Source organism: Nitrosomonas communis, from assembly GCF_024102715.1.
Taxonomy (GTDB): Bacteria; Pseudomonadota; Gammaproteobacteria; order Burkholderiales; family Nitrosomonadaceae; genus Nitrosomonas; species Nitrosomonas communis_B.
On the sequence record NZ_JAGFJM010000081.1, the window covers coordinates 49,211 to 75,721 of the forward strand.

Sequence of the window (26,511 nt, forward strand, 5' to 3'; positions counted from 1 at the left end):
AAAACAATTACAAAAATTGTTCGGTCTTATGGGTCAATGATCTATCTTTCTTCCAGTTTTGAACAGTGCGGTCAGTTACCCCTAAGAGCTGGGCAGCCTGTTGCGTATTACCGTTTACTTGCTCCAACACGATACGGAACGCCGTCTCTTCAGTGTTCCGGCTAATGGCCTTAAGTCCTACGCCGCGATTCAGCGCGATACGTATCGCACGTTCGAAGCCCGTGTCGCGCCATTCTTTCCAGTCCTCCGTCCACATTGGCCGATCATCTGGCGGAATGCAACCCACCGTGATAGCACCTTTTCCAGCGTGACGACATAGCATGCGGGCAATGACTTGCTTGAGATCGCGCACATTACCGGGATATTCACGGCGCAACAAGTATTCCTGCACGGGGGCATCCAACTCGGGTGGATCTTGATCAGGGTAGCTAACCTTCAGGAAGTGGCTGGCCAATGGCAGAATGTCCTCAGAGCGCGCCCGCAAGGGGGGCAAATGGCAGACATAACTGGCGATACGATAGTAGAGGTCGGCGCGGAATTCGCCGCGCTGAACCTGCGCCCAGAGATCACGATTAGTGGCACAAACCAAACGAAAAGAAGTACGCTGCCAAGCGTTGCCGCCGACGCGTTTAAAGGTATGTTCCTGGATGACACGCAGCAACTGGGTTTGTAAGGTAAGTGATAATTCCCCTACTTCATCGAGAAACAGGGTGCCGCCGTTTGCCAGCGCAAACACACCGTCACGCGAGGATGCCGCACCCGTAAAGGCACCCCGCTCATGGCCGAAGAACTCGCTGCCGGACAATTCCGGGACAATGGTCGTGCAGTCCAGAATGACCAGATCGCCTTTGTCGGGGCGGGGGTCCAGGGTATGGATGAGATTCGCCAGCAATTCTTTGCCTGTGCCACTTTCACCGAGGACCAAAACCGAAGCATCGGTAAAATGGGCCACCTCTACGACTTGACGCAGAATCGTTTTCAAAGCTTGGCTTTCTCCCACTAGCACATTCTGTACGAGGGGTGAATGCACCATGCGATCCACCGCCTCCCAGCGTTGGAGGCGAGAAATGATCTCGTGGATTATCGTATGCCATCCCGAACCCACCAAAATATCTGCGGCACCTGCTTCCAATAGCTGCCAGACGGCATCGCTCGGCATGGCCGCATCACAACAGACAAGAATTTGTATTTGGCCGTTTCGGCTCAGTTCGTGGAGCTGTTGGCAGATTTTTGGCGTGACTTCATTACTGAAGATCACACCAGGATAAGTGGAAAGATAATCATCATGGTCTTGTACATCGATGCCCTGCCGGATCAAAAGATCCGTCATTTCACGCGCAATTTGTTGCTGATATCCACTCAACCAATGAACCCAGACTTTGATAGCCATATCAAACCTCCCGTACCCACTATTCTCGGATAGAAAAATAACGCTTAAATAAAGAAGGGAATAGAAGTGTGTTTATATCAGCCAGGTTCCAGAGGGGTTGCAATGAGCGGCGCGTTGTCCTGCCTCTCCTTGATAGTCGTGACGTCCATAGCCTCCTTCGCAAGATGAGTGTGGGAAAGTGAGAAATACTATCGCCTCGTGGCACGTAATATTGAGTCAGATATTGCCCAGGTGGCAGAGACAAAAAACCTTATACATGCCGTTTTAGGTTCTACTACGCCGATAGGTTATCGAAATACACTCTTCAGAAAAATACGTGCAAACACGTAAGAGGCATACTCATTTGATGAAAGGTTTTTTGTGGACAAAGACAGGTTAAAGGTAATTATGTCACTGATTTCCTGATATAATCCTTTGTTTTTTTACATCTTCAGCTTAATTCTTAGGGACTTACCATATGTCACGCCCACTCCGTAACATCGCTATTATTGCTCACGTCGATCATGGCAAAACCACAATGGTAGACAAACTGCTGCATCAGGCAGGGACATTTGCCGCGCATCAGCATGTCGCTGAACGTGTCATGGATTCCAACGATATCGAACGCGAGCGGGGTATTACAATTTTTTCCAAGAATTGTGCGGTCGATTACGAAGGAGTGCATATCAATATTGTTGATACACCAGGGCATGCGGATTTTGGCGGAGAGGTCGAGCGTGTGTTATCGATGGTGGATGGCGTGTTGTTGCTGGTGGATGCCGTGGAAGGTCCCATGCCACAAACGCGTTTTGTCACCAAAAAGGCATTGGCACTGGGGTTACGGCCTATTGTGGTAATCAACAAGATCGATCGTCCGGGTGCGCGGCCGGATTGGGTGATCAATCACACCTTTGATCTGTTTGATAAACTGAATGCAACCGAAGCGCAACTGGATTTTCCGGTGGTGTATGCGTCTGCGCTCAATGGTTACGCCACGCTTGATCCGAAACAAACTAGCCCGGATATGCGCCCGCTGTTCGAAACCATTCTCAAGCATGTGCCAGAGCCTACAGGTAATCCTGATGAACCGTTGCAATTACAAATCAGTGCGCTTGATTATTCGAGCTTTGTTGGTCGAATAGGTGTAGGGCGGATTACACGCGGCCGTCTCAAGCCAGCCCAGGATGTGATGGTGATGACAGGAAACCAAACACCCAAAAAAGCGCGCGTCAATCAAGTGTTCGGTTTTCGTGGCCTTGAGCGCGTCCCGCTGAGTGAAGCGTCAGCTGGTGATATTGTCCAGATCAATGGCATTGAAGAACTCAGCATTGGCACTACCCTGGCGGATATCGATCACCCCGAGGCGTTGCCGATGCCGAAGGTGGATGAACCGACCTTGTCCATGACTTTTCAGGTCAATACCTCGCCCTTTGCGGGCAAGGAAGGAAAATTTGTCACTAGCCGGCAGCTGCGTGAACGGCTGGAAAAAGAGCTGCTAACCAATGTCGCCCTCAAGTTGGAAGAAACCAGCGAGACTGATTCGTTCCTGGTTTCCGGCCGCGGGGAATTGCATTTGACTATATTGCTGGAGAATATGCGGCGAGAAGGTTATGAGCTGGCTGTCTCGCGTCCGCGAGTGGTCATTCGTGAAATTGATGGTGAAAAATGTGAGCCTTTCGAAGTGCTCACGGTGGATGTCGATGAGGAAAACCAGGGTGCCGTGATGGAGGCGCTCGGTGCGCGCCGCGGTGATTTACTCGATATGGTATCGGATGGACATGGCCGGGTCAGGCTCGATTACCGGATTCCTGCCCGCGGTTTGATTGGTTTCCAATCGGAATTCATGACCATGACGCGGGGCACCGGCATGATGAGTCATGTCTTTGATGAATATGCGCCGATGCGACCGGAAATCGCAGCGCGCAGAAATGGCGTGCTGATTTCTGCCGAGTATGGTGAAGCTGTGGCCTACGCGCTGTGGAAACTGCAGGAACGTGGCCGCATGTTCGTCAGCCCGGGCGATCCGGTTTATGAAGGCATGGTGATCGGTATTCACAGCCGTGACAATGATCTAGTGGTCAATCCAATCAAAGGCAAGCAATTGACCAACATCCGTGCATCGGGCCATGATGAGGCGGTTGTATTGACGCCGCCCATTCAATTGACGCTGGAATCTGCCATAGAATTTATTGCCGATGACGAATTAGTGGAAATTACGCCAAAAAGCATACGCATACGTAAACGCCTGTTGCTGGAGCATGAACGTAAAAAAGCGTCACGCTCCGCAGCATAAGTTATCTTTCACCAACCTTATTTGCTGGCATGAATGAGCGCACGCTGTGGTACATAGCTGATCCCATGTGTTCCTGGTGTTGGGGGTTTTCGCCTGTGATCGAGGCAATCAGGCATGAATATGGTGAGCGCTTGGCAATCAGGCTGGTCGTGGGCGGGTTGCGTTCTGGCACAACCGAACCGCTTGCACCCGAAAAGCGCGCTGAGATATTGCATCACTGGCATAGCGTACAGCAGATGACCGGGCAGTCCTTTAAATTTGAAGGCGCCCTGCCGCAAGGCTTCATTTACGATACCGAGCCAGCCTGCCGTGCTGTAGTCAGTGCTTCACTCATTGATTCATCGTATACCTTTCCGCTGCTAGTTGCTGTTCAATATGCCTTTTACGCCGAACAGGCTGATGTGACACAAGTGGAAGTGTTGATTCAACTGGCAGTGAGTGTGGGTTTCCCTGCTGCGCAATTTTCGCAAGTATTTGCCTCGGATGCGGCTAAACAAGTAACCCAACAGCATTTTCGTCAGGCTATTCAGTGGAGAGTACGAGGGTTTCCTACTGTTATCGGGGAGGATGCTGTCGGCTTTCATTTACTGACTAATGGCTATTGCACCATTGAAACACTACGCCAGCACATAGATACCTGGGTGTTGAACACGAGGAGTTTGGGGGCGGAGTAATTTAATGCTTAATTTTTAATTTATCTCCAATTTCCCTAAGTTTAGCCGTGATTTGATCTTCTGATTAACCACCTAGCAATAACGGGGTGACGCTGACGTTGCTATTTGATTAGGATCGCCAGCTTTCTTGACGATCCAGTAACATGCTCTGATCAGGAATTGGTAAGTTTAGTCAGACACGGAAGAATTCCTTCAGTTTTTGCGTTTACAACTGCATATGTCATGTATATTTTGGCGCATACTTAGTTTCAAGTAAGCAATTCAATCGAATACTAATCCACCTGCGAGCAGGCATTTCCAGAGATCGATAGCTCCAAGCTGAAATCGGAATAATCAAACCTGTTAAACAGGCAACGAATATCGCCGACCCCGGTATACTGCTTTGTAACGGTAATCCTGTATAGTATTCCCAATCTTTCTGTGCAATGAATTTGATGAGATAATGCCACATGTAAATTGAGTATGAAAATAATCCAATAGTATGAATATGGCGCGTTGCGAGCCAATTGCATAAAGAGCCACGATCTTCCCATGTAACCAAGACGATCAGTGCCATTAAACTGATGGAAATAACATCGGGCACGCCAAAGTGTAGTGTCAGCAAAAGGGTAATGCTTGCTGTGATTTGAATGTGCGTTAAGCATTTCTCCGAGAGAGCAGAAATCGTTTGGCGGCCCAGGAACAACACGATGCCAATTGAGAAAGCTGATGTAGCGCGTACAACAGAGAAACGAAAATTCTCATCTACATCGCCACTGGTAATAAGGTGAAAACCATAATAAAGCAACACGATACATAACAACGCAATCAAGGCTAGTTTTCGACTACCGCTATCCATGGTAAGAAGAGTCGCAAAGATCAGATAACAAAAAAATTCTGCGCTGAGAGACCATGATGGAAAGTTCCACGTTACCCAGTCAAACATACCCCAGGCATGAACAAGGAATAGATTGGCTAGCAGGGAATCAGGGCTTCGCAAGGAACCATCAAACACGCAACAGAATGTTCCATTCTGGCTCCAGCTAATCAATGCAACGGTGATAAAGAATAAAAATACAGCTATAAGCGATATCAGGTGCAATGGATATATTCGGGCAAAACGAGCAATCAAATAGTGAGTAATGTCGCGAAAAGTGCGGCGTTCAGGATGTTCGATGCCATAAACATATGACAATACAAACCCACTGAGGATAAAGAAAAAATCTACCCAGAGATAACCTTTTGCAAGAAAAAATGTCACTTCATCTGGATGAATTGATGGGTGGAAAAAGGAACGAAAATGGACGAGGACGACTATCAAAGCTGCCAAGCCTCGTAGGGCAGTATGAGAACGAATCTCACTCTTGTTTGATATCGGAGTCATAAAAAACCTTTCAGTAATAATTAATATCTTGCATCCTGTGATGGCAAGGTTTTTTTGATTTTTAAAAATGCATTAATTTAGCTTTGACAGCTATCACAGGTTGGTCGAATATTTGTTTATTTGAATCTAATCTCAGTATTTTGTTGTATGAAATTAGAATACCGATGAAAAATAAAACCTTTTGACTTACAGTCAGCTGGTAAGCGCTATCGGGCTAATTGGCTTATAGACAAGCGATCGTGATTACCGTATCGCTTCCATTGTCATTGCGCCAGGATCATCGGAAAGATTTCTGCTATTACAACTGCATAGAATGCAACTTGATTTCTATCCAATTGGCAAGAATCGTTAATAAGAATATTTCTAAAAGTATTATTGAAGACGAAGGTATTAATTGGTCGCCGCCTTTCCAGCGACGATGCATGGACTTAAGAGCCTGTGGTAAATATGTTGATATTACGCTACTCAACACATAATTCTTGTTTTTCTGTCTTCTTATGAATTTAGATGCTAAATTTTCCAGGTTATCAAAATATATTGTTATCAATAAACTTACCTCCTTTTTCAAATAAATGTAATGCAACCATTTACTTCTCCAAAATGTTTATAGAGGAGAGTCAGACTAAATTAATCTACTACTTATTCAGATAAATAACAACGAAAGCAACAGCTGCGATAACGGGTGTCATCCACAAATATCAATGGTAGACTCCAGTTTGTGTGTAAGTGCTGAATGATCGAAGTCTGCATCAGAGATGTATAATATTTTGTTTTAATTGTAAATTTCGAGAACTTGTTCTGATCATTCCTGTGTTGGATAACCAATCGAACTTTCAGTACATTCGGTCTCGATAAAAAAGAGTATTTATTTTTTCCTATATACTGCCTACGGAGTTCATTCCCGTGTAGGCGTCAATATTGCCCGACTTGCCGGTTCATCGTGAATACGGAAACCGGGTCACCTAAGTCGGGGCAGATGGAGTGGAGTCATGCACGAATCTGAACTGGGCCATACCGTTGCCGGACTCGTTGGATTGCTGATTATTGCCGCGGTGACGCAAGAGCTGTGTAAACGCTTCAAGCTGCCACTCACCATCATGCTGGTGCTGGTTGGAAGCGGTTTGGCATGGATTGCTGAGCATTTTTCCGGCTATGCTGGTCTGCTCCCTGCCTTTGAGCTGACGCCCGACTTGGTGCTGTATGTCTTCCTGCCCACACTGATCTTCGAATCGGCTCTGAGCCTGGATGTGCGCCAACTGCAGCGTAACCTGTTGCCAGTATTGACACTTGCTGTTCCCGGCTTGTTGTTATCCACCGGCATCATCGGCGTGCTGGTATGGCTGGCGACGCCGCTGGAGCCCGCCCCCGCCTTGTTGCTGGGTGCTATTCTGAGCGCCACCGACCCGGTGGCAGTGATTTCGCTGTTCAAGCAGCTAGGCACGCCCGGGCGCCTCACCGTGCTCGTGGAAGGAGAGAGCTTGCTGAACGACGCCACGGCGCTAGTGCTCGCGCGGTTGCTGGTAGGGATTATCGTCGCCGGCAGCATCTCCATGGGCACGGTCGCGGCAGGCACGCTTGACTTCGTTGTGGTGTTCTTCGGCGGAATGATCGTCGGCTGGTTCTTGGCGCTGGTAGTGAGTTGGGCGATCGGACATGTTGAGGGTGATGCTTTCATCGAGATTACGCTAACGACGGTGCTCGCTTACTGCTCGTTCCTGATCGCCGAGGAGGTGTTCCACGTGAGCGGCATCATGGCCACGATGGCTGCCGGGATCACTCTGGCTGGCTGGGGCCGTGCCAAGATCTCGCCTTCCATCGCCGAGTACATGGAGCACTTCTGGCAATACTTGGCGTTCTTGGCAAATGCGCTAATCTTCCTGCTGGTGGGGCTGCAGATTAATCTGCTGGCGCTGTGGCATGAGGCCGACATCCTCCTGTGGGTAGTGCTGGCGATGTTGCTGTCGCGTTTCATCGTGATTTACGGCCTGGTACCGCTGGTCAGCAGAATTCCTGGTGCCGAGGTGGTGCAGCGTGATTATCAGACAGTGATGTTCTGGGGTGGATTGCGCGGCGCTATCGCTTTGGCCATTGTACTCAGCTTGCCACGTTTCGAGTATTCGGCGCTGCTAGAAACACTGGTCATGGGCGCTGTGCTGTTCACCTTGGTGGTGCAAGGATTGACCATGGAATGGCTGATTCGATTCCTGAAGCTCAACAAGTCGCCGCTGGCAGACCGCCTTGCCTACGAGGAAGGCCTGCTGCATGCTCAGCAGCACTTGCTGGCGGAGATTCCGGCGCTGGAAGCACAGATCCATTTTTCACCACGTATTGCCGAGCACTTGAAGGAGCAATGCCAGAAAAACATCGATACTGTCATGCGCGACATCCAGGCGCTCAGTAGAGAGTTGAAGGAGGACGAGGACTATCACCTGCTGCTCACGCGCTGCCTCGCCAAGGAGAAGAGTAACTACTACCAGATGTTTTGCGATGGTCACCTCACGGAACGCTCGTTTCGCGAGCTCGATCACCTGGTTACGGGGCAGATCAACAGCCTGCGCTTCCTGAATCGGCTGCCTAAAGACAGCTTTGGTCGCTTCAGCAGCAAACGCATCCATCGCACCCTGGTACATTGGCTTGGCAGAATCCCAATACTGGCCGGCATCGTGCAGCGGATGCGCATCACTCGCATGACGCTAGACTACGATACCGCCTGGGGCCGCGTGCAGGCTGGTGCCCGGGTTTTGGAGGCACTCGATGACATTGCCTCCAGTTTGTGCGTGTCGCCTGACACCGTCAGTCGCATCCGGCAACTGCTGGGGCATTGGCATGAGGGTGCCCGGGAGTTGCTCGGCGAAATGGCCGAACAGTTCCCTGAGTTCGTTGAGGCGATGCAGATGCGCATGGGCGAGCGGCTGGCGGTGCTGGCGAGTATCGAGGCGATCGAGTCGCTGGCCCACGGCGGCACTCTGCCGGAAGCCGTCGCCGGGCAACTGATCGTGCAACAGCGCAACCGGTTGCGTAAGCTGCGTGGCCCGGTAGGGACTGCCTTGAAGGTGCCGACTCTTGAGTTGCTGCGCCGCACAGCGATCATCCGCGACCTGCCGAATCAAGAATTCGAAGAGCTTGTGCACCGATTGATTCGGCACACTGTCCCGCGCCACGAGATGCTGATCCATCCTGGCGAACGCGTTTCCTCGCTGTTCTTGATCGCACGCGGCGCGGTAGCCGTGTACGAGCAGCGGCAAGACAAAAAGACGCCTCTCGCCACGTATCAGGCTGGTGACTGCTTCGGCGGGGAGTCGTTCGCGCATAATCCGCTGCTCGCTGCCCAGGCGATGATTCCCTCGTCTATTTATGAGCTGTGCAAATCTGACTTCGATGCGTTGTGTGAGCGTCACCCCAGCATCAAGTTGCAGCTGACGCAGTTGCAGGAACAGAGCACAGTTGCGGGTGAGACGACGAAGTCCTGAGGGATACTGAGCATGTTAGCGCCGCGCGGGCAACGTCGAATGGATCAGTAACAGACCAGCCTATTCTGATCGTCCTTGCAATTTGATTCTAGATAATCCGGTCAGCTCATATGCTACAGGTCTGGACAGTTTGTTTGCTGCACTTTCCCATTTCAATTGCGTACCATGCTTGAATCGGCGCTATAATTATTCCTTTTTCTCAATACAGATGATTTATTGATATGACCACCATAGTATCCGTACGACGCGGCAAGCAAGTGGCATTGGGCGGCGATGGGCAGGTGACGCTTGGCGCCGTGGTTGCCAAAGCCAGTGCACGCAAGGTGCGCAGGCTGTATCATGGCAAGATTCTGGCTGGGTTTGCTGGCGGCACAGCCGATGCGTTCACCTTGTTTGAACGTTTTGAAGGCAAGCTGGAAAAGCATCAGGGTCACCTCATGCGATCTGCGGTTGAACTGGCCAAGGATTGGCGTACCGATCGTATTTTGCGGCGTCTTGAGGCGATGCTGGTGGTGGCTGACGGTGAGGCTACGCTGATTATCACGGGCGCGGGCGATGTCATTGAACCCGAGCAAAGTCTGGCTGCGATTGGCAGCGGGGGTGCTTATGCGCAGGCTGCGGCCCGGGCGCTGCTGGAAAATACTGAGCTGTCTGCTAAGGAGATTGTGTCCAAAGCATTGACCATCGCGGGTGATATCTGTATTTACACCAATCAGGCCCACGTCATCGAGTCCCTTGATTAATTTGATTCATCCTTCCGAGAAGCTATTAACATGTCACAAATGACTCCCCAGGAAATCGTACACGAACTCGACAAACATATCATAGGTCAAATTGGCGCTAAGCGCGCAGTGGCGATTGCGCTTAGAAACCGCTGGCGCAGACAGCAAGTGACTGAACCGCTGCGGCATGAAATCACGCCGAAGAACATCCTGATGATTGGACCCACTGGTGTCGGTAAAACAGAAATTGCGCGTCGCCTGGCGAAGCTCGCGGATGCGCCATTTATCAAGATCGAAGCGACCAAGTTTACCGAAGTCGGTTATGTCGGGCGTGATGTTGATTCCATCATCCGCGATCTGGTGGAATCTGCCATCAAACAGGGGCGCGAACGGGAAATCAGAAAAATGCGCCCGCTTGCGGAAGATCGTGCAGAAGAGCGGATACTGGATGTATTGTTACCCCCTGCGCGCGACCTGGATTTTCGTGCGGAGAGCGAGGAAAGCAGCGCCACCCGGCAGAAGTTCCGTAAAAAGCTGCGTGAGGGCGATCTGGATGAGAAGGAAATAGAAATCGAAGTCGCTGCAGCGCAGGCGAGTATGGAGATCTTCGCACCTCCCGGCATGGAAGAACTTACCTCGCAGATTCAGGGCATGTTCCAGACGATGGGGTCGAGCAAAAAGAAAACACGCAAACTCGCGATCCGTGAAGCCAAAAAAATCTTGATCGAGGAAGAAGCAGCACGACTGATCAATGATGAAGAGCTGAAGCTGCGTGCGGTGCAGAATGTGGAACAGAACGGTATCGTGTTTCTTGATGAAATCGACAAGATCACCAGCCGCTCTGAAACATCGGGCGCAGATGTCTCGCGCCAGGGAGTACAGCGCGATCTCCTGCCACTGGTCGAGGGCACTACCATTTCGACCAAGTATGGCATGATCAAGACTGATCACATCCTGTTCATTGCCAGTGGCGCCTTTCATCTCGCTAAACCCTCCGATTTGATTCCAGAATTGCAGGGACGTTTCCCGATCCGGGTGGAATTGGATAGTCTGAGTGCAGATGATTTCGAGCAGATCCTCACCAATACGGACGCTTGCCTGACACGGCAATATCAGGCGCTATTGAAAACCGAAGGAATCGAGCTTAGTTTTTCAGAAGATGCGATCAAGCGTTTGGCGGAAATTGCCTATTCAGTCAACGAAAAAACCGAGAACATTGGTGCCAGAAGGCTGCATACTGTCATGGAGAAACTGTTGGAAGAGGTTTCTTTCAATGCCACCAAGCGCAGCGGCGAATCAATCGTTATCGATGCGGTGTATGTCGATACGCGCCTCAAGGATCTGTCACAAAGTGAGGATTTGGCGCGCTATGTGCTGTAGAGGAAAACCTGATAAGTGGCTGCAGTGACACATTGCTGCGATGCGTGGTGTTCACTCCCTTGCCTATCTATGGAATACGTGGCTTCGCTAAAACTTGCTTTGCTCGTTTTCTCGGGTTCTGTGCGTGGTGCGTCTTCCACTTTGCTGGCTGTTTCAGGCTTTCTCGGGATATTCATTCAAGCAAGGAGTATTTTTCATGCCGATACCTGAGGTGGTCATCCTCAGTGGTGTGCGCACTGCAATCGGTGATTACGGCGGGGCACTCAAGGATATCGCTCCTGCTACTTTAGCCGCCAAGGTCGTGCGTGAAGCTGTCACGCGTGCAGGGATTGATCCCGTAGAGGTCAGCCATCTGTTTTTTGGTCACGTGATTCACACTGAAGCACGCGATATGTATCTCGCTCGGGTGGCAGGGCTGGCAGGAGGGTTGTCGCAATCGATTGCGGCTTTGACGCTGAACCGGGTATGCGGCAGCGGCTTGCAGGCGATCCTGTCTGCGGCGCAAGGCATTATGCTCGGCGATACCGAGGCAGCTGTTGCAGGCGGGGTGGAATCGATGAGCCGGGCAGGTTATCTGTTACCGGCGCTACGCTGGGGACAGCGCATGAAAGATAGTCAGGCAGTAGATATGGTGGTTGGCGCCCTGAACGATCCGTTCGATCAGGTTCATATGGGAGTGACGGCAGAAAATATCGCCAGGAAATGGGGTATTAGCCGTGAAGAGCAGGATCGATACGCTATGGAAAGCCATCAGCGGGCGCTGAATGCGATCAGGCAGGGTTACTTCAAAACACAGATCTTGCCAATCGACATTCCGACGCGTGATGGAATCATGCTTTTTGATACTGATGAACATCCACGTGAACAAGTAAACCTGGAAAAACTGGCCGGGCTTGCCAGCGTTTTTCAGGAGAATGGCACGGTCACCGCAGGTAATGCCTCCGGCATCAACGATGGCGCAGCCGCCATGGTGCTCATGAACGCGCACGCAGCCGAACACAGGAATTTGCAGCCGCTGGCGCGCCTGGTTGCTTATGGTCATGCCGGTGTCGATCCTCGTTACATGGGTATTGGCCCTGTGCCGGCCGTGCAGCAGGTGCTGCATCGTGCCGGACTGAAGCTCGCCGACATGGATGTGATTGAATCCAATGAGGCCTTTGCAGTGCAAGCCTGTGCGGTGGCGCGCGAACTCGGTTTTGATCCAGACAAAACGAACCCCAATGGCGGTGCGGTGGCATTCGGGCATCCGATTGGCGCAACCGGCTGCATCCTGGCGGTTAAGGCGATTTATGAATTGCAGCGCGGGGGCGGGCGTTATGCTTTGGTGACAATGTGCATCGGCGGCGGGCAGGGGATTGCAGCGATTTTTGAACGGCTATGAGCTGGTGAATTCAGTAAGTGATTACTTAACATCCAACAAACCATGCCAGCAATTTCTTCCCATCAAGCTTTCAAGGTACTGTTTATTACGCCGGAAGTCTATCCATTGTGTAAGACTGGCGGTCTGGGCGATGTCAGCGCCGCATTACCCGCTGCTTTGCGGCAATTGGGTGTAGATGTTCGCTTGTTATTGCCCGGTTATCCGTCTGTCATGTCGGGAATTAAATCCAAGCGGAAAGTGGCAGTATTCGATGAGTTGTCCTATTTTCCGCCTGTGACGCTGTGGTCAGCTAAACTGCAAGCCAGCAATGTGCCGCTATACATCATCGATTGTCCGGCATTGTACCAGCGTGCAGGTGGGCCATACCTGAATCCTGCTGGCAAAAACTGGCCAGACAATGCTTTGCGTTTCGGTCTGCTCTCAAAAATGGGTGCAATCCTGGCAAGTGATGCCACTTCGCTGGCCTGGCAACCGGATATCGCGCATTGCAATGATTGGCAAAGCGGACTTGTCCCCGCTTATCTTCATTTTCATCCAGGAAAGAAAGCAGCTTCGCTGATATCTATCCATAATCTGGCTTTTCAGGGCTGTTTTCCAGCCGAGACAGTCACTCAACTGGGATTGCCTGCTGCCAGCTTTGCTATGGAAGGGGTGGAATACTATGGTAATTTATCGTTTATCAAGGCTGGACTTTATTATGCTGATCATATTACGACCGTCAGCCCCACTTATGCTCGTGAGATCCAGCAGGAGCCGCTTGGATTTGGTTTGCAAGGACTGCTGGCTACACGCAGTCAGGATATTAGTGGCATCGTCAATGGCATTGATACCATGGCATGGGATCCTGTGAGCGATCCCCATCTGAGTAAAAATTATTCCGATAAACATCTTGTTGCAAAAAAGGTCAATAAGCGTGTGCTTCAGCAAGCAATGGGATTGGAGGTCGATAGTGATATTTTGCTGTTTGCTGCCATCAGTCGTTTCAGCGAGCAAAAAGGCTATGATCTGATACTGCAGGCGGCATCGCAGCTTGTACAAATACCTGCACAACTAGTGGTACTTGGAAGTGGCGATGCCCTGCTGGAAGCAAGTCTGGCCAAGCTGGCAGAAGCTTACCCTGGCAAGATTGCAGTATACATCGGTTTTGATGAAGCCTTGTCGCATCTGATTGAAGCTGGTGCTGACAGTTTCCTGATGCCATCACGTTTTGAGCCTTGCGGCTTGAATCAGATGTATAGCCAGCGTTATGGCACGCCCCCGCTGGTACACGCAACTGGCGGGCTGATCGATACCGTGGTGGATTGTACGCCAGCCACGCTGGCCGATGGAAGTGCCAGCGGATTCCAATTTCATGATATGACAGCCGAGGATTTTCTGGCGGGTATCCAGCGTGTTGTGGCAGCCTACCGCAATCAGTCAATTTGGCGGCGGCTGCAAAGAAATGGCATGCGCAAGAATTTTAGCTGGCAAGCCAGTGCTACGGCTTATCGTGAAATTTATCAGTTATTGCTGACGACCTCGGGCTGATCTGCGCAGCTCACCATGTCTTCTGATGTTCTGCCGCGGTCATCAGCTTGTGGTAGACAGCCAGCCGGCGCGTATTAATTTTGTTATGCTGGACTGCCAGCAGCAATGCACAATCAGGTTCCGCCATGTGGCGGCAGTTGCTGAAGCGGCATTGCCAAAGATAGGGCCGGAATTCAACGAATCCCCATGCCAACTCCTTTTCATCAATATGATGCAGGCCAAATTCCTGCAAGCCGGGTGAGTCGATGATGCAGCTTTGCGCATCGAGATGATAGAGCCGCGTATGCGTGGTGGTATGCCGTCCGCTGTCTAATGCGGTGGAAATTTCCATGGTGGCGCGCTTGGCATCTGGAAGCAGTGCATTAATGATGGTCGATTTGCCCATGCCGGATTGGCCGGACAGCACACTGGTATGGCCTTGCAGATAAGGTTTAAGCGGCTCGATATTTTGAGTGGCGCTGATGGATAGCACCGGATAGTCAAGCGATTGATAAAACGAGAGCGTGGTGAGAGCTGCGCGTGCTTGCTCCAGCAAATCGGCTTTGTTCAGCAGGATTAGTACTTTGATATGCTGATTTTCAGCTGCGATCAGGCAGCGATCGATCAGTTCCTCGCTGAAGCTTGGTACCGCAGCCACCACGATGATGAGTTGGGTGACATTGGCGGCAATCAATTTCTGGCGAAATGCGTCGCTGCGGTAGAGCAGACTCGAGCGTGGCAAAACGGTTTCAATGACACCCTGCCCAGGGGTGGTTGGCAGAATCCCGACCTGATCACCACAGGCGATGCCCCCTTTCTTCCCACGCATGACACAGTTTACGAGAGATCCATCACCTAGTTCGATTTCATACTGTCTGCCGTAGGTGGCAATGACCTGGCCTGCCGCCGGTTGAGTTCGTTTTTTAGAAGAAGTGTGCTTTGAGCTCAAATTTTGAACAGCCAATCGATTTTGGCTGCGCAAATAAAATCATTTTCAGACAGTCCGTTGATGGCATGGGTCATGTACTCGACATGACACTTGTTATAGCCGACCGTCATGTCCGGGTGATGGTCTTCGCGATGGGATAACCATGCTACTGCATTCACGAATGCCATGGTCTGATAGTAGTTTTTGAAGTCAAATGTCTTGCTGATTTTATTGTCTGCCAGCGACCAGCCTGCGAGTTGCTGCAGCAGTTTGTTTGCTTCCTCTTTAGTGAGAGGCGACACGCCCCCTTCACAAGGTTTGCATTGCTTGTTGGTTAGATCACAGATATCGGTCATAAGCACACCTATATGGAAATGAGTTTTTTCAGTTGAGCAATGCGAATCGCCGCAGGCGGATGCGAATCATAAAAAGCAGAATGTATCGGGTCAGGCGTGAGCGTTGCCGCATTATCCTGATAAAGTTTTACCAAAGCACGAATCAAATCGGCTGCGGAAGCATTCTGCGCGGCGTATTCATCCGCTTCGAATTCATGTTTACGAGAATACAGGCTGGACAGCGGGTGCAGCAAAAAAGTAAATACCGGCATGATCAGAAAAAACAATAATAGTGCCATGGCCGTGGAAGAAGCAGATGTGACAGAAACGCCCAGCCCCTGATAGAACCAGGGCTGCTGCATCAGATAACCCAATAACCACAAAAATGCCAGGCTGACGATGAATGACCAAATAATCCGTTTGATGACATGATGTCGTTTGAAATGACCAAGCTCATGCGCAAGCACAGCCTCTACTTCCGTTGCTTCAAGGCGCGACAGCAATGTATCGAAAAAGACGATGCGTTTGGTTTTGCCGAAACCGGTGAAATATGCGTTGCCATGACTGCTGCGGCGTGATCCGTCCATCACGAACAAGCCGCTGGATTTAAAACCACACTTATGCAAAAGCTGCTCGATACGCGTTCTGAGAGCAGCATCTTCCAGTGGCGAAAATTTATTGAATAAAGGTGCAATCCAGGTCGGATAAATGGCCAGCAGGAAGAGGTTAAAGGTTATCCATGCCAGCCAGGCATAAAGCCACCAGTGATCGCCCATTTTTTCCATCAGCCATAAAATGCAGAACAACAATGGCGTGCCAAGCAGCAGGCCTAAGCTATATTGCTTGATGAGATCAGTAAAAAACATAAGTGGTGTCATCTTGTTAAAGCCGAATTGCTGTTCAATGACAAAAGTCCGGTAATAACTAAAAGGAATTTCGGCCAGGCTCAACAGTAAAACGGTGCTGAAAATGAGCGCCATGCCATGGGGTATCGATTCAGTAAACCAGTTTGCCCAGAAGTTTGCCAAGGCGTTCAGCCCTCCTCCCAGTGTCAGCATCAGCAGCAAAGCGACATGGATTAAGGTGCTGGGATAATCCAGAAGGGTTTTAGCGCAGGTATAATCAGCAGCTTTTTGGTGAGCCGCAAGATCGATTTGCGAGACAAAATCTTGCGGTACAGTGCTGCGATAGGCGCGGATATGTCGGATATGTCGCGTCGCCAGCCATAGTTGAGTAAAAGTGGTCAGTAATAGTGCAGCGATAAATACAGCAGTGAAAGTTTGCATAAATAATCAAAATAGCTAGAAAAGATAATGAAATTCCCTTTCACTTACGACAAAGTGACGGGTGGCTTTCAATATGACACAATCAGTCTATTAAAATTCAAGAAAGCTCATTATGGCACAAGATAGCAATAACCTCATCTGGATAGATATGGAAATGACGGGCTTGAATCCTCATACCGACCGTATCATTGAAATTGCGTTAGTGGTAACCGATTCACAACTCAATGTGGTGGCAGAAGCCCCGGTATTGGTAGTATCGCAGCCAACTGCCATCCTGGATGGGATGGATAAATGGAATCAGTCGACGCATGCCAAATCAGGACTGATTGATAAAGTCAAAGCTTCCAGGATTACGGAAGCGCAGGCAGAGGCCAGCATGCTTGCTTTTTTGCAGGCTTATGTTCCCTCTGCCACCTCTCCGATGTGCGGTAATTCCATTTGTCAGGATCGGCGCTTTCTGGCGCGTGTCATGCCACAGTTGGAGGCATATTTTCATTACCGTAACTTGGACGTCAGTACGCTCAAGGAGCTGGCGAAACGCTGGAAACCAGAAATTATGGCAGGACTGAACAAGGAAAGTAAGCATGAAGCGCTGGCGGATATTTATGATTCGATCAACGAATTAAAATACTATCGCGAACATTTTATCGGTGTCTGACAGCCGAGCCGCTATTTATCTCGTCAAGGAGAACAACCAATGATTACCAGAACAACATTTACCGTCACAGTCAATCCCAAAATACCCTCCCGTCTGAGCCGCTTGGAAGAATTGGCTAATAATCTTTGGTATAGCTGGGATCGGGAAACACGCGCTTTGTTCTCTCGCATCGACCCACGTTTGTGGGAAGCTATCGGGCATAATCCCAAAGCTTTTCTCAAGCGGGTTGATGAGTCATTGCTGCACAAGGCAGCGGAAGATCAGACATTTCTTGCTACCTATAACAGCGTATTGTTGGCTTATGATTCTTATCATTCAGAGTCTTTGCAATACAATCATATTGAAGGCTTGGGCCCGCACGATCAGGTGGCCTATTTTTGCTTTGAATTTGGCTTCCATGAAAGCCTGCCGGTTTATTCAGGGGGACTTGGTATCCTGGCAGGAGATCACTGCAAGGCGGCCAGTGATTTGTGCCTGCCATTTGTTGCGGTCGGGTTGTTGTACCGGCAAGGTTATTTCTCTCAGACCATTGATAGTCAGGGTAATCAGCAGGCGATTTATGCCGATTCAGATTTTGCAGATCTGCCTGTGGAGCCAGCCTTGCATGACGATGGCACAGAAGTACATATTCAGATCAGCCTGCCGGGACGCAAGGTGATGGTGAAAATATGGCGAGTCATCATAGGTCATGTCAGCTTGTATTTGCTCGATACCGATTTGCCGGAAAATCCGCAGAAAGATCGCATGATCACCCACCAGCTTTATGGCGGCGATAGAACGATGCGCATCGAGCAGGAAATCGTTCTCGGTATTGGCGGCGTTTGCGCCTTACAGGAAATGGGGATTAAGCCCACTGTCTGGCACAGTAACGAAGGGCATGCGGCATTTATGATGCTGGAGCGCGCGCGTAATCTGGTGCGGCAGGGGCTGGATTTCGCCAGCGCGCTCGAGGCAGTGGCGGTCAATACTGTATTTACTACGCATACCGCAGTGCCAGCAGGGCATGATCACTTTTCCAAAGCCATGATGCATGATTATTTTGGCGGGTTTTGCCATGATTTGAAGATCTCCTGGGAAGAATTCATGGCGCTGGGACATATGCCTGGTTGCGATGATTTCAATATGACAGCATTGGCTATCCATATGTCACGCACACATAATGGTGTCAGCAAGATCCATGGCAATGTATCCGCGCACATTTGCAGCGATCTCTGGCCGCAAATCGAGCCAGAGGAGAATCCGGTCAGCTATATCACCAATGGTGTGCATGTGCCGACTTTTCTGGCGCAAGAGTGGTCTGATCTGTTTGATCGTTACCTTGGTTACGAATGGCGCAATAAAATGTGCGACAAAGAATTCTGGTCACGTATCGACACGATCCCGGATCATTTGTTCTGGAGCGTGCGGCAGACGCTGAAATCACAAATGTTTTATGGCGTCCGTGCGCGCCTGACTGAGCAAAATAGACGCAATCGTGGTTCGGAAGCGCATCTTGACCGACTGTTCAAGCTGCTTGATCCAATCAATCCCAATGTGCTGGTGTTAGGCTTTGCACGCCGCTTTGCGACGTATAAACGTGCGACGCTGTTATTCGAGAACCTCGACTGGTTAAGAAAAATCCTGCTTGACCCGGAATACCCGGTATTGCTCGTTTTTGCAGGCAAGGCGCATCCAATGGATGTTCCAGGCCAGGATTTGATCCGGCGGGTTAGCCAGGTATCGCGCCTGCCTGAATTTGAAGGACGGATTTTGCTGGTGGAGAATTATGATATGCGCTTGGCTCGAAGGCTGGTGGCTGGTGTGGATGTGTGGATCAATAACCCTATTTATCCCTTGGAAGCGAGTGGCACTTCCGGCATGAAGGCAGGGATTAATGGCACGATCAATTTAAGCGTGCTTGATGGCTGGTGGGAAGAAGGCTATGATGGTAAAAATGGTTGGGCAGTCAAACCAGTATCGGATGATATGGATGCCGCTTTGCGGGATAAGGATGAGAGCCAGTTTTTTTACGAGATTTTGCAGGATCAAGTCATACCCCTGTATTATCGCCGCGGCAAATTCGGCTATTCTCAAGAATGGGTCAGGATGGCCAAATATTCAATAACTTCCTTATTGCCACGCTACAATGCGACGCGCATGGTGAGCGAATATGTCAACAAATTTTATGTGTCTGCGAATAAACAAGGCACGCATTATGCCAAGGATGATTATGCCCATGCCAAGAATCTCGCTGCCTGGAAAGCGAGAGTGAATGCGGCCTGGAGCGGTGTTTCCCTGCAGCGGCTGGATACGCCGTGTAACCGCATTGATTTCGGCAGTACTTTGAATTTCAAGGTGGCAGCCAAATTAAACGGCTTGCAACCCGGCGATGTGGTGGTGGAGCTGTTGCTTTGTCGTCAATACAAGCAAATGAGGTTGAACAGCTTCAGGCGTTTTCATTTCGAATTTGCAGGAATGAACGAGGCCCAGGAACACTTGTTCGAGCTGGATCATATGCCTGAGTTATGTGGCAGGCAGGAATACTACTTGCGTATGTATCCTTATCATGCGCTGCTGACCCATCCGCTGGAGATGGGCAGGATGGTGTGGGTGTAGAATGACGCTTATACCGCTTGTCGGGATGATGGGTTACTTATCCGCTCCATCGTGTTGATGGCAGGCTCCTGGATCAAAATTTCCAGATTATCAATCAAGCGCGTCTGACCCAGCCTTGCTGCCGCGAGGATGACCAGGTCAGTATCGCCAACCTGGGCCGGTAACAATGTTTCGCGCTGCTGCAAGGCAATGTAGTCGACTTGCCAGCCATGGCTGGCAAGGTTTGATCTTGCGGATTGTTCCAGTGCACGGAAATCACGATTGCCTTGTGCTATGGTTTGCTTGATATGATGCAAAGTACGAAACAGATCACTTGCCTGCTGCCGTTCCGCTTCACTCAGATAGCTGTTGCGGGAACTGAGTGCAAGGCCGTCTGCCGAGCGCACTGTTTCGGCTGCCATGATTTCGACGGGTAGATTTAACTGCTGCACCATTTTTTGCACAATGTGTAATTGCTGATAGTCCTTTTTGCCAAATACGGCTAACTGTGGCTGGACGATATTGAACAATTTCAGTACGACGGTCGCGACCCCTCGGAAAAATCCGGGACGGAAGGCGCCTTCCAGCGTATCGGCTAGCGGCGGGAGCAGGAGTTGAAATTCCTGCGAGACAGGATAAAGCGTCTTTTCATCAGGTAAAAATACAATATCGACTGCCAGTTTCTCCAAAAGCTGGCAGTCGTCTGCGTGGGTGCGCGGATAATGGTCAAAATCTTCATGCGGTGCAAATTGCAGTCGATTGACGAAAATACTTACCACCGTGCAGGCGGCATGCTGCTGTGCAATCCGGACCAGCGACAAGTGACCCTGATGCAAATTACCCATGGTGGGTACCAGCGCGATGGACGGTTCGCGCTGCAGGCGGGTCCGCAACGTTGCAATGTCAGTAATGATTTCCACGGCTAGCGCATTGAGAGAATGGATGTTTATGCTTAGAAAGCATGTTCTGTCGCCGGGAATTTGCCTGTCTTGACTTCAGCGACATAGTGCGCAATCGCTGCCTGGATGCTACCGGCATCTGCCATGAAATTTTTGACGAAACGCGGCTTGTTGCCTGAGTAGATTCCCAGCATGTCGTGCAGGACCAGTACCTGGGCAGAGCAATCGGCACCTGCTCCGATGCCGATGGTGGGAATAGACAGTTCCCGGGAAATTTTGGCAGCCAAGGCAGCCGGAATCGTTTCCATTAACAGCATGCCTACTCCTGCTTCCTGTAAAAGCATGGCATCGCTTAGCAGCTGTTCTGCCTCATTCGTCGTTCTCCCCTGCACTTTATAACCGCCAAGCTGGTGGACGGATTGCGGCAGTAGGCCAATATGAGCGCATACCGGAATGCCGCGCTGGGTGAGAAAGTCAATGGTGTCGGTCATGATGTGACCACCTTCAATCTTGACCATCTGTGCGCCGGCAGCCATGAGTCTGGCTGCATTCATAAATGTTTCTTCAGGTGACACCTGAAATGTGCCAAAAGGCATGTCAACCATGATGAATGCCTTGCTGGAGCCACGCACCACGCACTGAGTGTGATAAATCATATCCTCCAGTGTGACGGGCAAGGTACTGGCATGACCTTGCAAGACATTACCCAGCGAATCGCCTACCAGCAGCATATCGACGCCGGCATTTTCCAGCAGGGTGGCAAAAGCTGCATCATAGCAAGTCAAGGCAGCGATTTTGTCGCCTGCTGCATGCATTTTTTGTAAGGTGTCTCGAGTTATTCTCATGTCAGTTTAATCCATGACGGCTTATAAATATTCTCTGAGGCCACAGTTGAAATATTCCCGTGCACCTCGCATCTGGCTGATGCGTCGTAGTAGTAGATTGAAATCAGCGGTGTTGTTGGCAAAATTGAGGTTTTCACTATTCACGATGATGACGGGCGCTTTGTCGTATTGGTGAAAGAACTGGGTATAACTGCTGGCTAATTTATACAGATATTGCTCGGAGATGTTCCTTTCATAACTGTTGCCACGGCGCTTGATACGCTCCAGCAGCTTTTCGGGTGAAGCCTGAAGATAAATGACCAGATCGGGGGAAGGTGCCTGAGGCTGCATTTGTTGATAAATTTTCTGATAAAGCTCAAATTCAGCTTTGCTCAGCGTCATTCGCGCGAATAACTGATCCTTCTCCAGCAAGAAATCGCTGATCGTCGGTCTTGACAGTAGATCCGCCTGCGTTACACCGCGGAATTGATTGATACGCTGCAGCAAAAAGGATAGCTGTGCCGGCAATGAATAACGCGCAATGTCGCTATAAAATTTTTCAAGGAAAGGATTCTCTTCCGGACGTTCCAGTAATAAAGCGCATTCCAGGCAGTCTGCCATATTTTGCGCAAGGCTGGTTTTACCAGCGCCAATGGGGCCTTCGATGACAATATAGTGATATTTTTCCAGTATCATGATGTTGATATGCGTTCCAATCGTTGTGCTGTGTATGCGGTTAGCAATGCGGCAACCGGCCCGTGACCGGGAATTATGCAATTTTGTTCGATTTCCATGAGCGGCTGCAATACGAACGCGCGTTCATGCATGCGCGGGTGCGGTAACGTTAGACCCTCCTCCTGGCATTGCAGCGCATCATATAACAGCAGATCGAGATCGAGGGTGCGCGGGGCATTGGGGTAAGTGCGGATACGCCCGCAACGTTGCTCGATTTCAAGTAAAGCTCTGAGGAGAGCATGCGGCCTCAGCGCTGTTTCGATATGCGCCACCGCATTAATGAAATCAGGCTGATCAAGCGGAGTGCCAAGCGGTGCGCTGCGGTACAGGGAAGATTGTGCTAGCAGACGGGAATCAGTAAGCTCAGACAGCAATAAAATGGCGCGTCTGATTTGGAATATGGGGTTTTCCAGATTGCTGCCTAATCCAATAAAGGCCTGGCTGGTCGGTTTGGTTCCAGTTAAAGGCATCAGTTCATTTTTCCGCGCTGATCATCAAGCAGCTGGCGTCGCTGGACTTACGGTCTGCAGATTCAGCTGGTTTGCGACGACGAGGCCTTTTGCGCCGCTTTGACACTGTTTCCTTTAGCAGCATTGCTTCGCGTGCAGCGCCATCAGCATGCTGGAAAACTTTCCACCATTGCCCCGCTTCCATATTGATCTCGCCGCTTTCACAGCGTAGCCAGAAAAAATCATACGCCGCACGGAAGCGTGGATGTTCCAGCAAGCGAAATGGTTTACGTCCCGCTCGCGCCAGAAAACGAGGCTGTAGCGTCCAGATATCGTAAATGATTGAGTCCAGCCGACGAGGGATGGCAAGCTGCTGGCGTTGCAAGGCCAGTGTTTCGACCATTGCTGAATGCAGTGCAGGAAGAGGCTTTTCCCCTGCAGCCTGCCGCTTGTTCCAGGCGGTGAGCACTTCATGCCAGAGCAGGGCGGCAAACAGGAAGCCCGGTGATACCGGTTTATCCTGCTGGACGCGCTCATCGGTATTTTTAAGCGCCAAAGTAATAAAGCGTTCGCCGAGGGGCTGCTCCAGAATCACATCAAGCATGGGCAGCAAGCCATGATGAAGTCCGCGCATACGCAAATCCACGACACAGGCAAGGGAGTGACCTGACATCAATAACTTCAGCATTTCATCGAATAGCCGAGCCGCGGGAACATTCTGCAGCAACGGCGCCAGATTGCCGATAGGCGCGGCAGCGGAATCATCAATCTGGATATCGAGCTTGGCTGCCAGCCGAACCGCCCGCAGCATGCGTACCGGATCTTCCCGGTAGCGTTGGACAGGCTCGCCGATGATGCGCAGGCGTTTGGCCTTGATGTCTTCGTAGCCACCGAGATAATCAAGAATTTCTTCGGTGGCAGGATTATAAAACAGCGCATTGATAGTAAAATCGCGCCGCATTACATCCTCTTCTTGGCTACCAAAAATATTGTCATGCAGCAAACGCCCATGCTGATCGGCATAGCTCTGGGCAGGTATTCCCGTGTTGTTATCAATAGAGCAATTGGCACGAAAAGTGGAGACTTCCACCATTTCGTTGCCATAGTTGACGTGTACCAAGCGAAAACGCCGCCCGATGATGCGGGAGCGGCGAAATAGCGTGCGTACCTCTTCAGGGGTGGCATTGGTCGCAACATCAAAATCTTTGGGTTCCAGTCCCAGCAATAAGTCACGAATCGCACCACCGACGACGAATGCGGAAAATCCGGCCTGGTGTAAGGCCGCGGTTACTTTTAGGGCACCCGGGCTAATTTGCTGGCGGCTGATGCCATGCTCTTTGCGAGGTATCATGCGCACTACTGGGGCAGTGCTGACAGCAGGTAGATTGCGCGCGAAGATACGTCGAAAAAATTTATGGATCATTGCGGAATGTTGAGAGAGTCAGTCACAGCTTATAAAAAAAACCGTCGTTTGAACACAGGGTACGAGGCAAGGCGCAACCACGCTGCAGGGTGCTCCCTGTGACCTGGAGCAATGCCGCATTCATACCCGCGGCGGCATGCGATACACGCCCTAGCAATCTCACCATTTGGGTGAACAAGAAAATTTCAGAAACGTCTCTATGAGTCATGAGCTTGGTCATACAATCAAGCGGTCAACAGCTGTTTTCAGGATAATCCTAGAAGTTTTCAGGATTATACACTTGCTCATGCATTCAGTACTAAATGGTTCATTTCAGATATGCTGAAATGAATCCGTTGCTATTGACAAAGAATTGCAAGATTAGATTGGTTTAATATATTTTTTGTTCTGTCAGCCAAGGCATGACTTTCAGCCGCGGGCTGGTAGAAGCAAGCAGCAGTACAGGAGGGGTAAAGACTTGTCTGGCGGAGGCCACGGTCCTGCTTGAGAGAAAGAGTAATCGGAGTAGCAGGGAAAGTGGGAAGCTGACCGGTAAGCCGGGTTCTGTCTTGGACAGTCATTCCTCTAGGCACACAGTTACCCGTGTGCTCAAGCAACCTACCCGCAGGCTCGGCGAGCAGCGTCATAGCCTGCCTATTTGGTCTTGCTCCGGATGGAGGTTACCGCGTTTCACCGTAACTTAATACGCTCGTCTCTGTGGCCCTGTTCCTCGCCTCACGGCGGCCGGCCGTTAACCGGCATCCTGCTCTATGGAGTCCGGACTTTCCTCTCCCCGTTTTCACAGGCAGCGACTGTCTGGTCAGCTTCTAGCCATATTTTAGCAACTTCTATGCAGAGATTGATAAATCTTGCGCTTACAGCAGTTCACTGATCTCTTGCAGCACCACTTCATCCAATTCGCCGGCTTCTGCTTTCAGCCGCAAACGTGACAGCAGATATGTGTAATAGGCCTGTGCCAAGTCTCTGCGCGCGGAAAAGAATTGCTGCTGAGCATTTAAAACATCCACTTCTGTTCGGACGCCCACTTCCAGTCCCAGCACGGTGGAGTCTAGCTGGCTCTTGCTGGTGGTCAGCGCCTGTTTCTGAGCTTTGATCAGGGCAATGCCGTTGGTCACGTTCAGAAATTGCTGGCGTACCTGCAAACCAATGGTTCGCCGTGTATTTTCCAGATCCTGGCGCGCCTTGTCCCGGTTGGCTAACGCTTCGCGAATACGGGATTGCACCGAAAATCCCTGAAATATGGGAACATTAAGTTGAAGCCCTACTGATTTCGATTCCAGATCGATACCAACACCAGTAATCGCACCCCCGACACCTTGTTGATTGCTGTACTGTGCGACCAGATCAAGCGTTGGGTAATGCCCTGCCTTGGCTTTTCTGATGTCCTGCTCGGTCAGATCAAAGGTAATTTGCTGTATTTTGAGGGAGAAGTTTTTTTGCTCGGCCAAGGCCACCCATTCCTCCATGCTATCATAAGGCAGAGCAAGCGAATCAGACACGATCTTGTCGATGCTGGCGCCGACCAACTGATCTGGAAAACGATTTATGATACCTTGCAGGGTGCGCTTGTTGACTTCCAGCGTATTTTTAGCCAGTATCTCTTGCGAGATGGTTAAATCATAACGTGCCTGGGCTTCATGCGTGTCTACGATAGTGGCAACGCCCACTTCAAAGTTGCGCTTGGCTTGTTCCAGTTGCTCACCGATAGCTTTTTTCTGGGCGCCCATGACTTCGACATTGACCTGGGCGATCAGCACATCAAAATACGCCTGAGCCACGCGCAATATCAGATCCTGGGCAGCCAGAACAAATTTTGCATCAGCTTGTGCAACCTGATTTTTCGATTGCTCATAGATGATGAAATTTTCAATGCGAATAAGCGGCTGCGTTGCCGCAATCACCATGCCACGATTTTTGATTATTCTTTCAGGGCCCAGGTTGGTGTCGATATATTGGTTCTGACCTGTTCCAGTGAAGTTGACATTAGGCAGCAGTCCGGCCCGCCCTTGTGGCAGTTTTTCCTGTGCTGCGATATAGGCAGCCCGTTCGGCGCCATATTTTGCATCCTGCTCCAGCGCTTCACGGTAAATATCCATAAGGCTGGCTGCGTGCAGAGGCGTTTGCAAAATTGCGCCGAGCGCAAGCATCATTCCCCAATATCGCAGATTTTTCATGAGCACTGTTAGCACGATTTTTTCAGACAAGGGGTACGCGCCCCTATCCTGTCGAAATGGCAAGCTGT

22 protein-coding genes and 1 other RNA gene are annotated in these 26,511 nt (G+C 50.4%); 10 read left to right on the plus strand and 13 right to left on the minus strand.

What is annotated here, in order from left to right; genetic code table 11:
* Window positions 1-7 precede the first annotated feature (7 nt).
* A complete protein-coding gene (locus tag J5I83_RS07910; RefSeq protein ID WP_304054724.1) occupies window positions 8-1,390 on the minus strand; it encodes a sigma-54 dependent transcriptional regulator in 1,383 nt (460 codons plus the stop codon).
* 457 nt (window positions 1,391-1,847) lie between these two features.
* Between J5I83_RS07910 and typA the strand changes: the two genes are divergently transcribed.
* Both typA and J5I83_RS07920 read left to right on the plus strand, forming a co-directional pair.
* On the plus strand, window positions 1,848-3,662 hold the full coding sequence (gene typA, locus J5I83_RS07915) for a translational GTPase TypA (RefSeq protein ID WP_304054726.1): 1,815 nt from the start codon (window positions 1,848-1,850) through the stop codon (window positions 3,660-3,662).
* 65 nt (window positions 3,663-3,727) lie between these two features.
* Entirely contained in the window at window positions 3,728-4,336 is a 609-nt protein-coding gene (locus tag J5I83_RS07920; RefSeq protein ID WP_304054728.1) for a DsbA family protein, read from the plus strand.
* A 220-nt stretch (window positions 4,337-4,556) separates the two neighbouring features.
* Here J5I83_RS07920 and J5I83_RS07925 read toward each other — a convergent pair whose 3' ends face one another.
* Window positions 4,557-5,699 (minus strand): acyltransferase, encoded by a 1,143-nt coding sequence (locus J5I83_RS07925; RefSeq protein WP_304054729.1) that lies wholly within the window; start codon window positions 5,697-5,699, stop codon window positions 4,557-4,559.
* 989 nt (window positions 5,700-6,688) lie between these two features.
* On the opposite strand from J5I83_RS07925, the gene J5I83_RS07930 reads away from it, so the two are divergent.
* The 6 genes from J5I83_RS07930 (at window position 6,689) to glgA (ending at window position 14,179) form a co-directional block, all read left to right on the plus strand.
* Entirely contained in the window at window positions 6,689-9,169 is a 2,481-nt protein-coding gene (locus tag J5I83_RS07930; protein WP_304054730.1) for a cation:proton antiporter, read from the plus strand.
* A gap of 221 nt (window positions 9,170-9,390) precedes the next feature.
* Window positions 9,391-9,912, plus strand: a complete 522-nt coding sequence (gene hslV / locus J5I83_RS07935; RefSeq protein WP_304054731.1) for an ATP-dependent protease subunit HslV — start codon at window positions 9,391-9,393, stop codon at window positions 9,910-9,912.
* A 30-nt stretch (window positions 9,913-9,942) separates the two neighbouring features.
* Window positions 9,943-11,271, plus strand: coding sequence for an ATP-dependent protease ATPase subunit HslU (gene hslU / locus J5I83_RS07940; RefSeq protein WP_304054733.1), 1,329 nt, complete (start codon window positions 9,943-9,945; stop codon window positions 11,269-11,271).
* Between the two features lie 15 nt (window positions 11,272-11,286).
* Window positions 11,287-11,481, plus strand: a complete 195-nt coding sequence (locus J5I83_RS07945; protein ID WP_304054735.1) for a hypothetical protein — start codon at window positions 11,287-11,289, stop codon at window positions 11,479-11,481.
* A complete protein-coding gene (locus J5I83_RS07950; RefSeq protein ID WP_304054797.1) occupies window positions 11,474-12,652 on the plus strand; it encodes an acetyl-CoA C-acyltransferase family protein in 1,179 nt (392 codons plus the stop codon). Before J5I83_RS07945 ends, J5I83_RS07950 begins: the two co-directional genes overlap by 8 nt.
* Before the next feature lie 42 nt (window positions 12,653-12,694).
* Window positions 12,695-14,179, plus strand: coding sequence for a glycogen synthase GlgA (glgA, locus tag J5I83_RS07955; RefSeq protein ID WP_304054736.1), 1,485 nt, complete (start codon window positions 12,695-12,697; stop codon window positions 14,177-14,179).
* A gap of 10 nt (window positions 14,180-14,189) precedes the next feature.
* Here the strand turns inward: glgA and rsgA are convergent, their stop codons facing one another.
* The 3 genes from rsgA to J5I83_RS07970 are packed head-to-tail and all read right to left on the minus strand — an operon-like array spanning window position 14,190 to window position 16,707.
* Entirely contained in the window at window positions 14,190-15,107 is a 918-nt protein-coding gene (gene rsgA, locus J5I83_RS07960; RefSeq protein WP_304054737.1) for a ribosome small subunit-dependent GTPase A, read from the minus strand.
* Window positions 15,104-15,442 (minus strand): 4a-hydroxytetrahydrobiopterin dehydratase, encoded by a 339-nt coding sequence (locus tag J5I83_RS07965; protein WP_304054739.1) that lies wholly within the window; start codon window positions 15,440-15,442, stop codon window positions 15,104-15,106. The genes rsgA and J5I83_RS07965 overlap by 4 nt, the downstream gene beginning before the upstream one ends.
* Before the next feature lie 8 nt (window positions 15,443-15,450).
* Entirely contained in the window at window positions 15,451-16,707 is a 1,257-nt protein-coding gene (locus J5I83_RS07970) for a M48 family metallopeptidase (protein WP_304054740.1), read from the minus strand.
* 112 nt (window positions 16,708-16,819) lie between these two features.
* On the opposite strand from J5I83_RS07970, the gene orn reads away from it, so the two are divergent.
* Entirely contained in the window at window positions 16,820-17,365 is a 546-nt protein-coding gene (orn, locus tag J5I83_RS07975) for an oligoribonuclease (protein ID WP_304054741.1), read from the plus strand.
* Between the two features lie 39 nt (window positions 17,366-17,404).
* Window positions 17,405-19,960, plus strand: a complete 2,556-nt coding sequence (gene glgP / locus J5I83_RS07980; protein ID WP_304054742.1) for an alpha-glucan family phosphorylase — start codon at window positions 17,405-17,407, stop codon at window positions 19,958-19,960.
* Window positions 19,961-19,968: 8 nt separating this feature from the next.
* On the opposite strand, the gene panC is transcribed toward glgP, so the two are convergent.
* The 8 genes from panC to J5I83_RS08020 all read right to left on the minus strand — a co-directional run bounded on the left by panC (window position 19,969) and on the right by J5I83_RS08020 (window position 26,443).
* Complete coding sequence (gene panC, locus J5I83_RS07985; RefSeq protein ID WP_304054744.1) at window positions 19,969-20,859, minus strand: pantoate--beta-alanine ligase; 891 nt, start codon at window positions 20,857-20,859, stop codon at window positions 19,969-19,971.
* 32 nt (window positions 20,860-20,891) lie between these two features.
* Window positions 20,892-21,683, minus strand: coding sequence for a 3-methyl-2-oxobutanoate hydroxymethyltransferase (gene panB, locus J5I83_RS07990; RefSeq protein WP_304054745.1), 792 nt, complete (start codon window positions 21,681-21,683; stop codon window positions 20,892-20,894).
* A 21-nt stretch (window positions 21,684-21,704) separates the two neighbouring features.
* Window positions 21,705-22,358, minus strand: coding sequence for a deoxynucleoside kinase (locus J5I83_RS07995; protein ID WP_304054747.1), 654 nt, complete (start codon window positions 22,356-22,358; stop codon window positions 21,705-21,707).
* A complete protein-coding gene (folK, locus tag J5I83_RS08000; protein ID WP_304054748.1) occupies window positions 22,355-22,867 on the minus strand; it encodes a 2-amino-4-hydroxy-6-hydroxymethyldihydropteridine diphosphokinase in 513 nt (170 codons plus the stop codon). The genes J5I83_RS07995 and folK overlap by 4 nt, the downstream gene beginning before the upstream one ends.
* A gap of 4 nt (window positions 22,868-22,871) precedes the next feature.
* Window positions 22,872-24,269: a polynucleotide adenylyltransferase PcnB gene (gene pcnB / locus J5I83_RS08005; protein WP_304054749.1), complete on the minus strand. Its 1,398-nt coding sequence runs from the start codon at window positions 24,267-24,269 to the stop codon at window positions 22,872-22,874.
* 22 nt (window positions 24,270-24,291) lie between these two features.
* Window positions 24,292-24,477, minus strand: a complete 186-nt coding sequence (locus J5I83_RS08010) for a hypothetical protein (protein ID WP_304054751.1) — start codon at window positions 24,475-24,477, stop codon at window positions 24,292-24,294.
* 308 nt (window positions 24,478-24,785) lie between these two features.
* Window positions 24,786-25,076: RNase P RNA component class A (gene rnpB / locus J5I83_RS08015), an RNA gene on the minus strand.
* A gap of 47 nt (window positions 25,077-25,123) precedes the next feature.
* Window positions 25,124-26,443, minus strand: a complete 1,320-nt coding sequence (locus tag J5I83_RS08020) for a TolC family outer membrane protein (protein WP_304054753.1) — start codon at window positions 26,441-26,443, stop codon at window positions 25,124-25,126.
* Window positions 26,444-26,511: the final 68 nt, after the last annotated feature.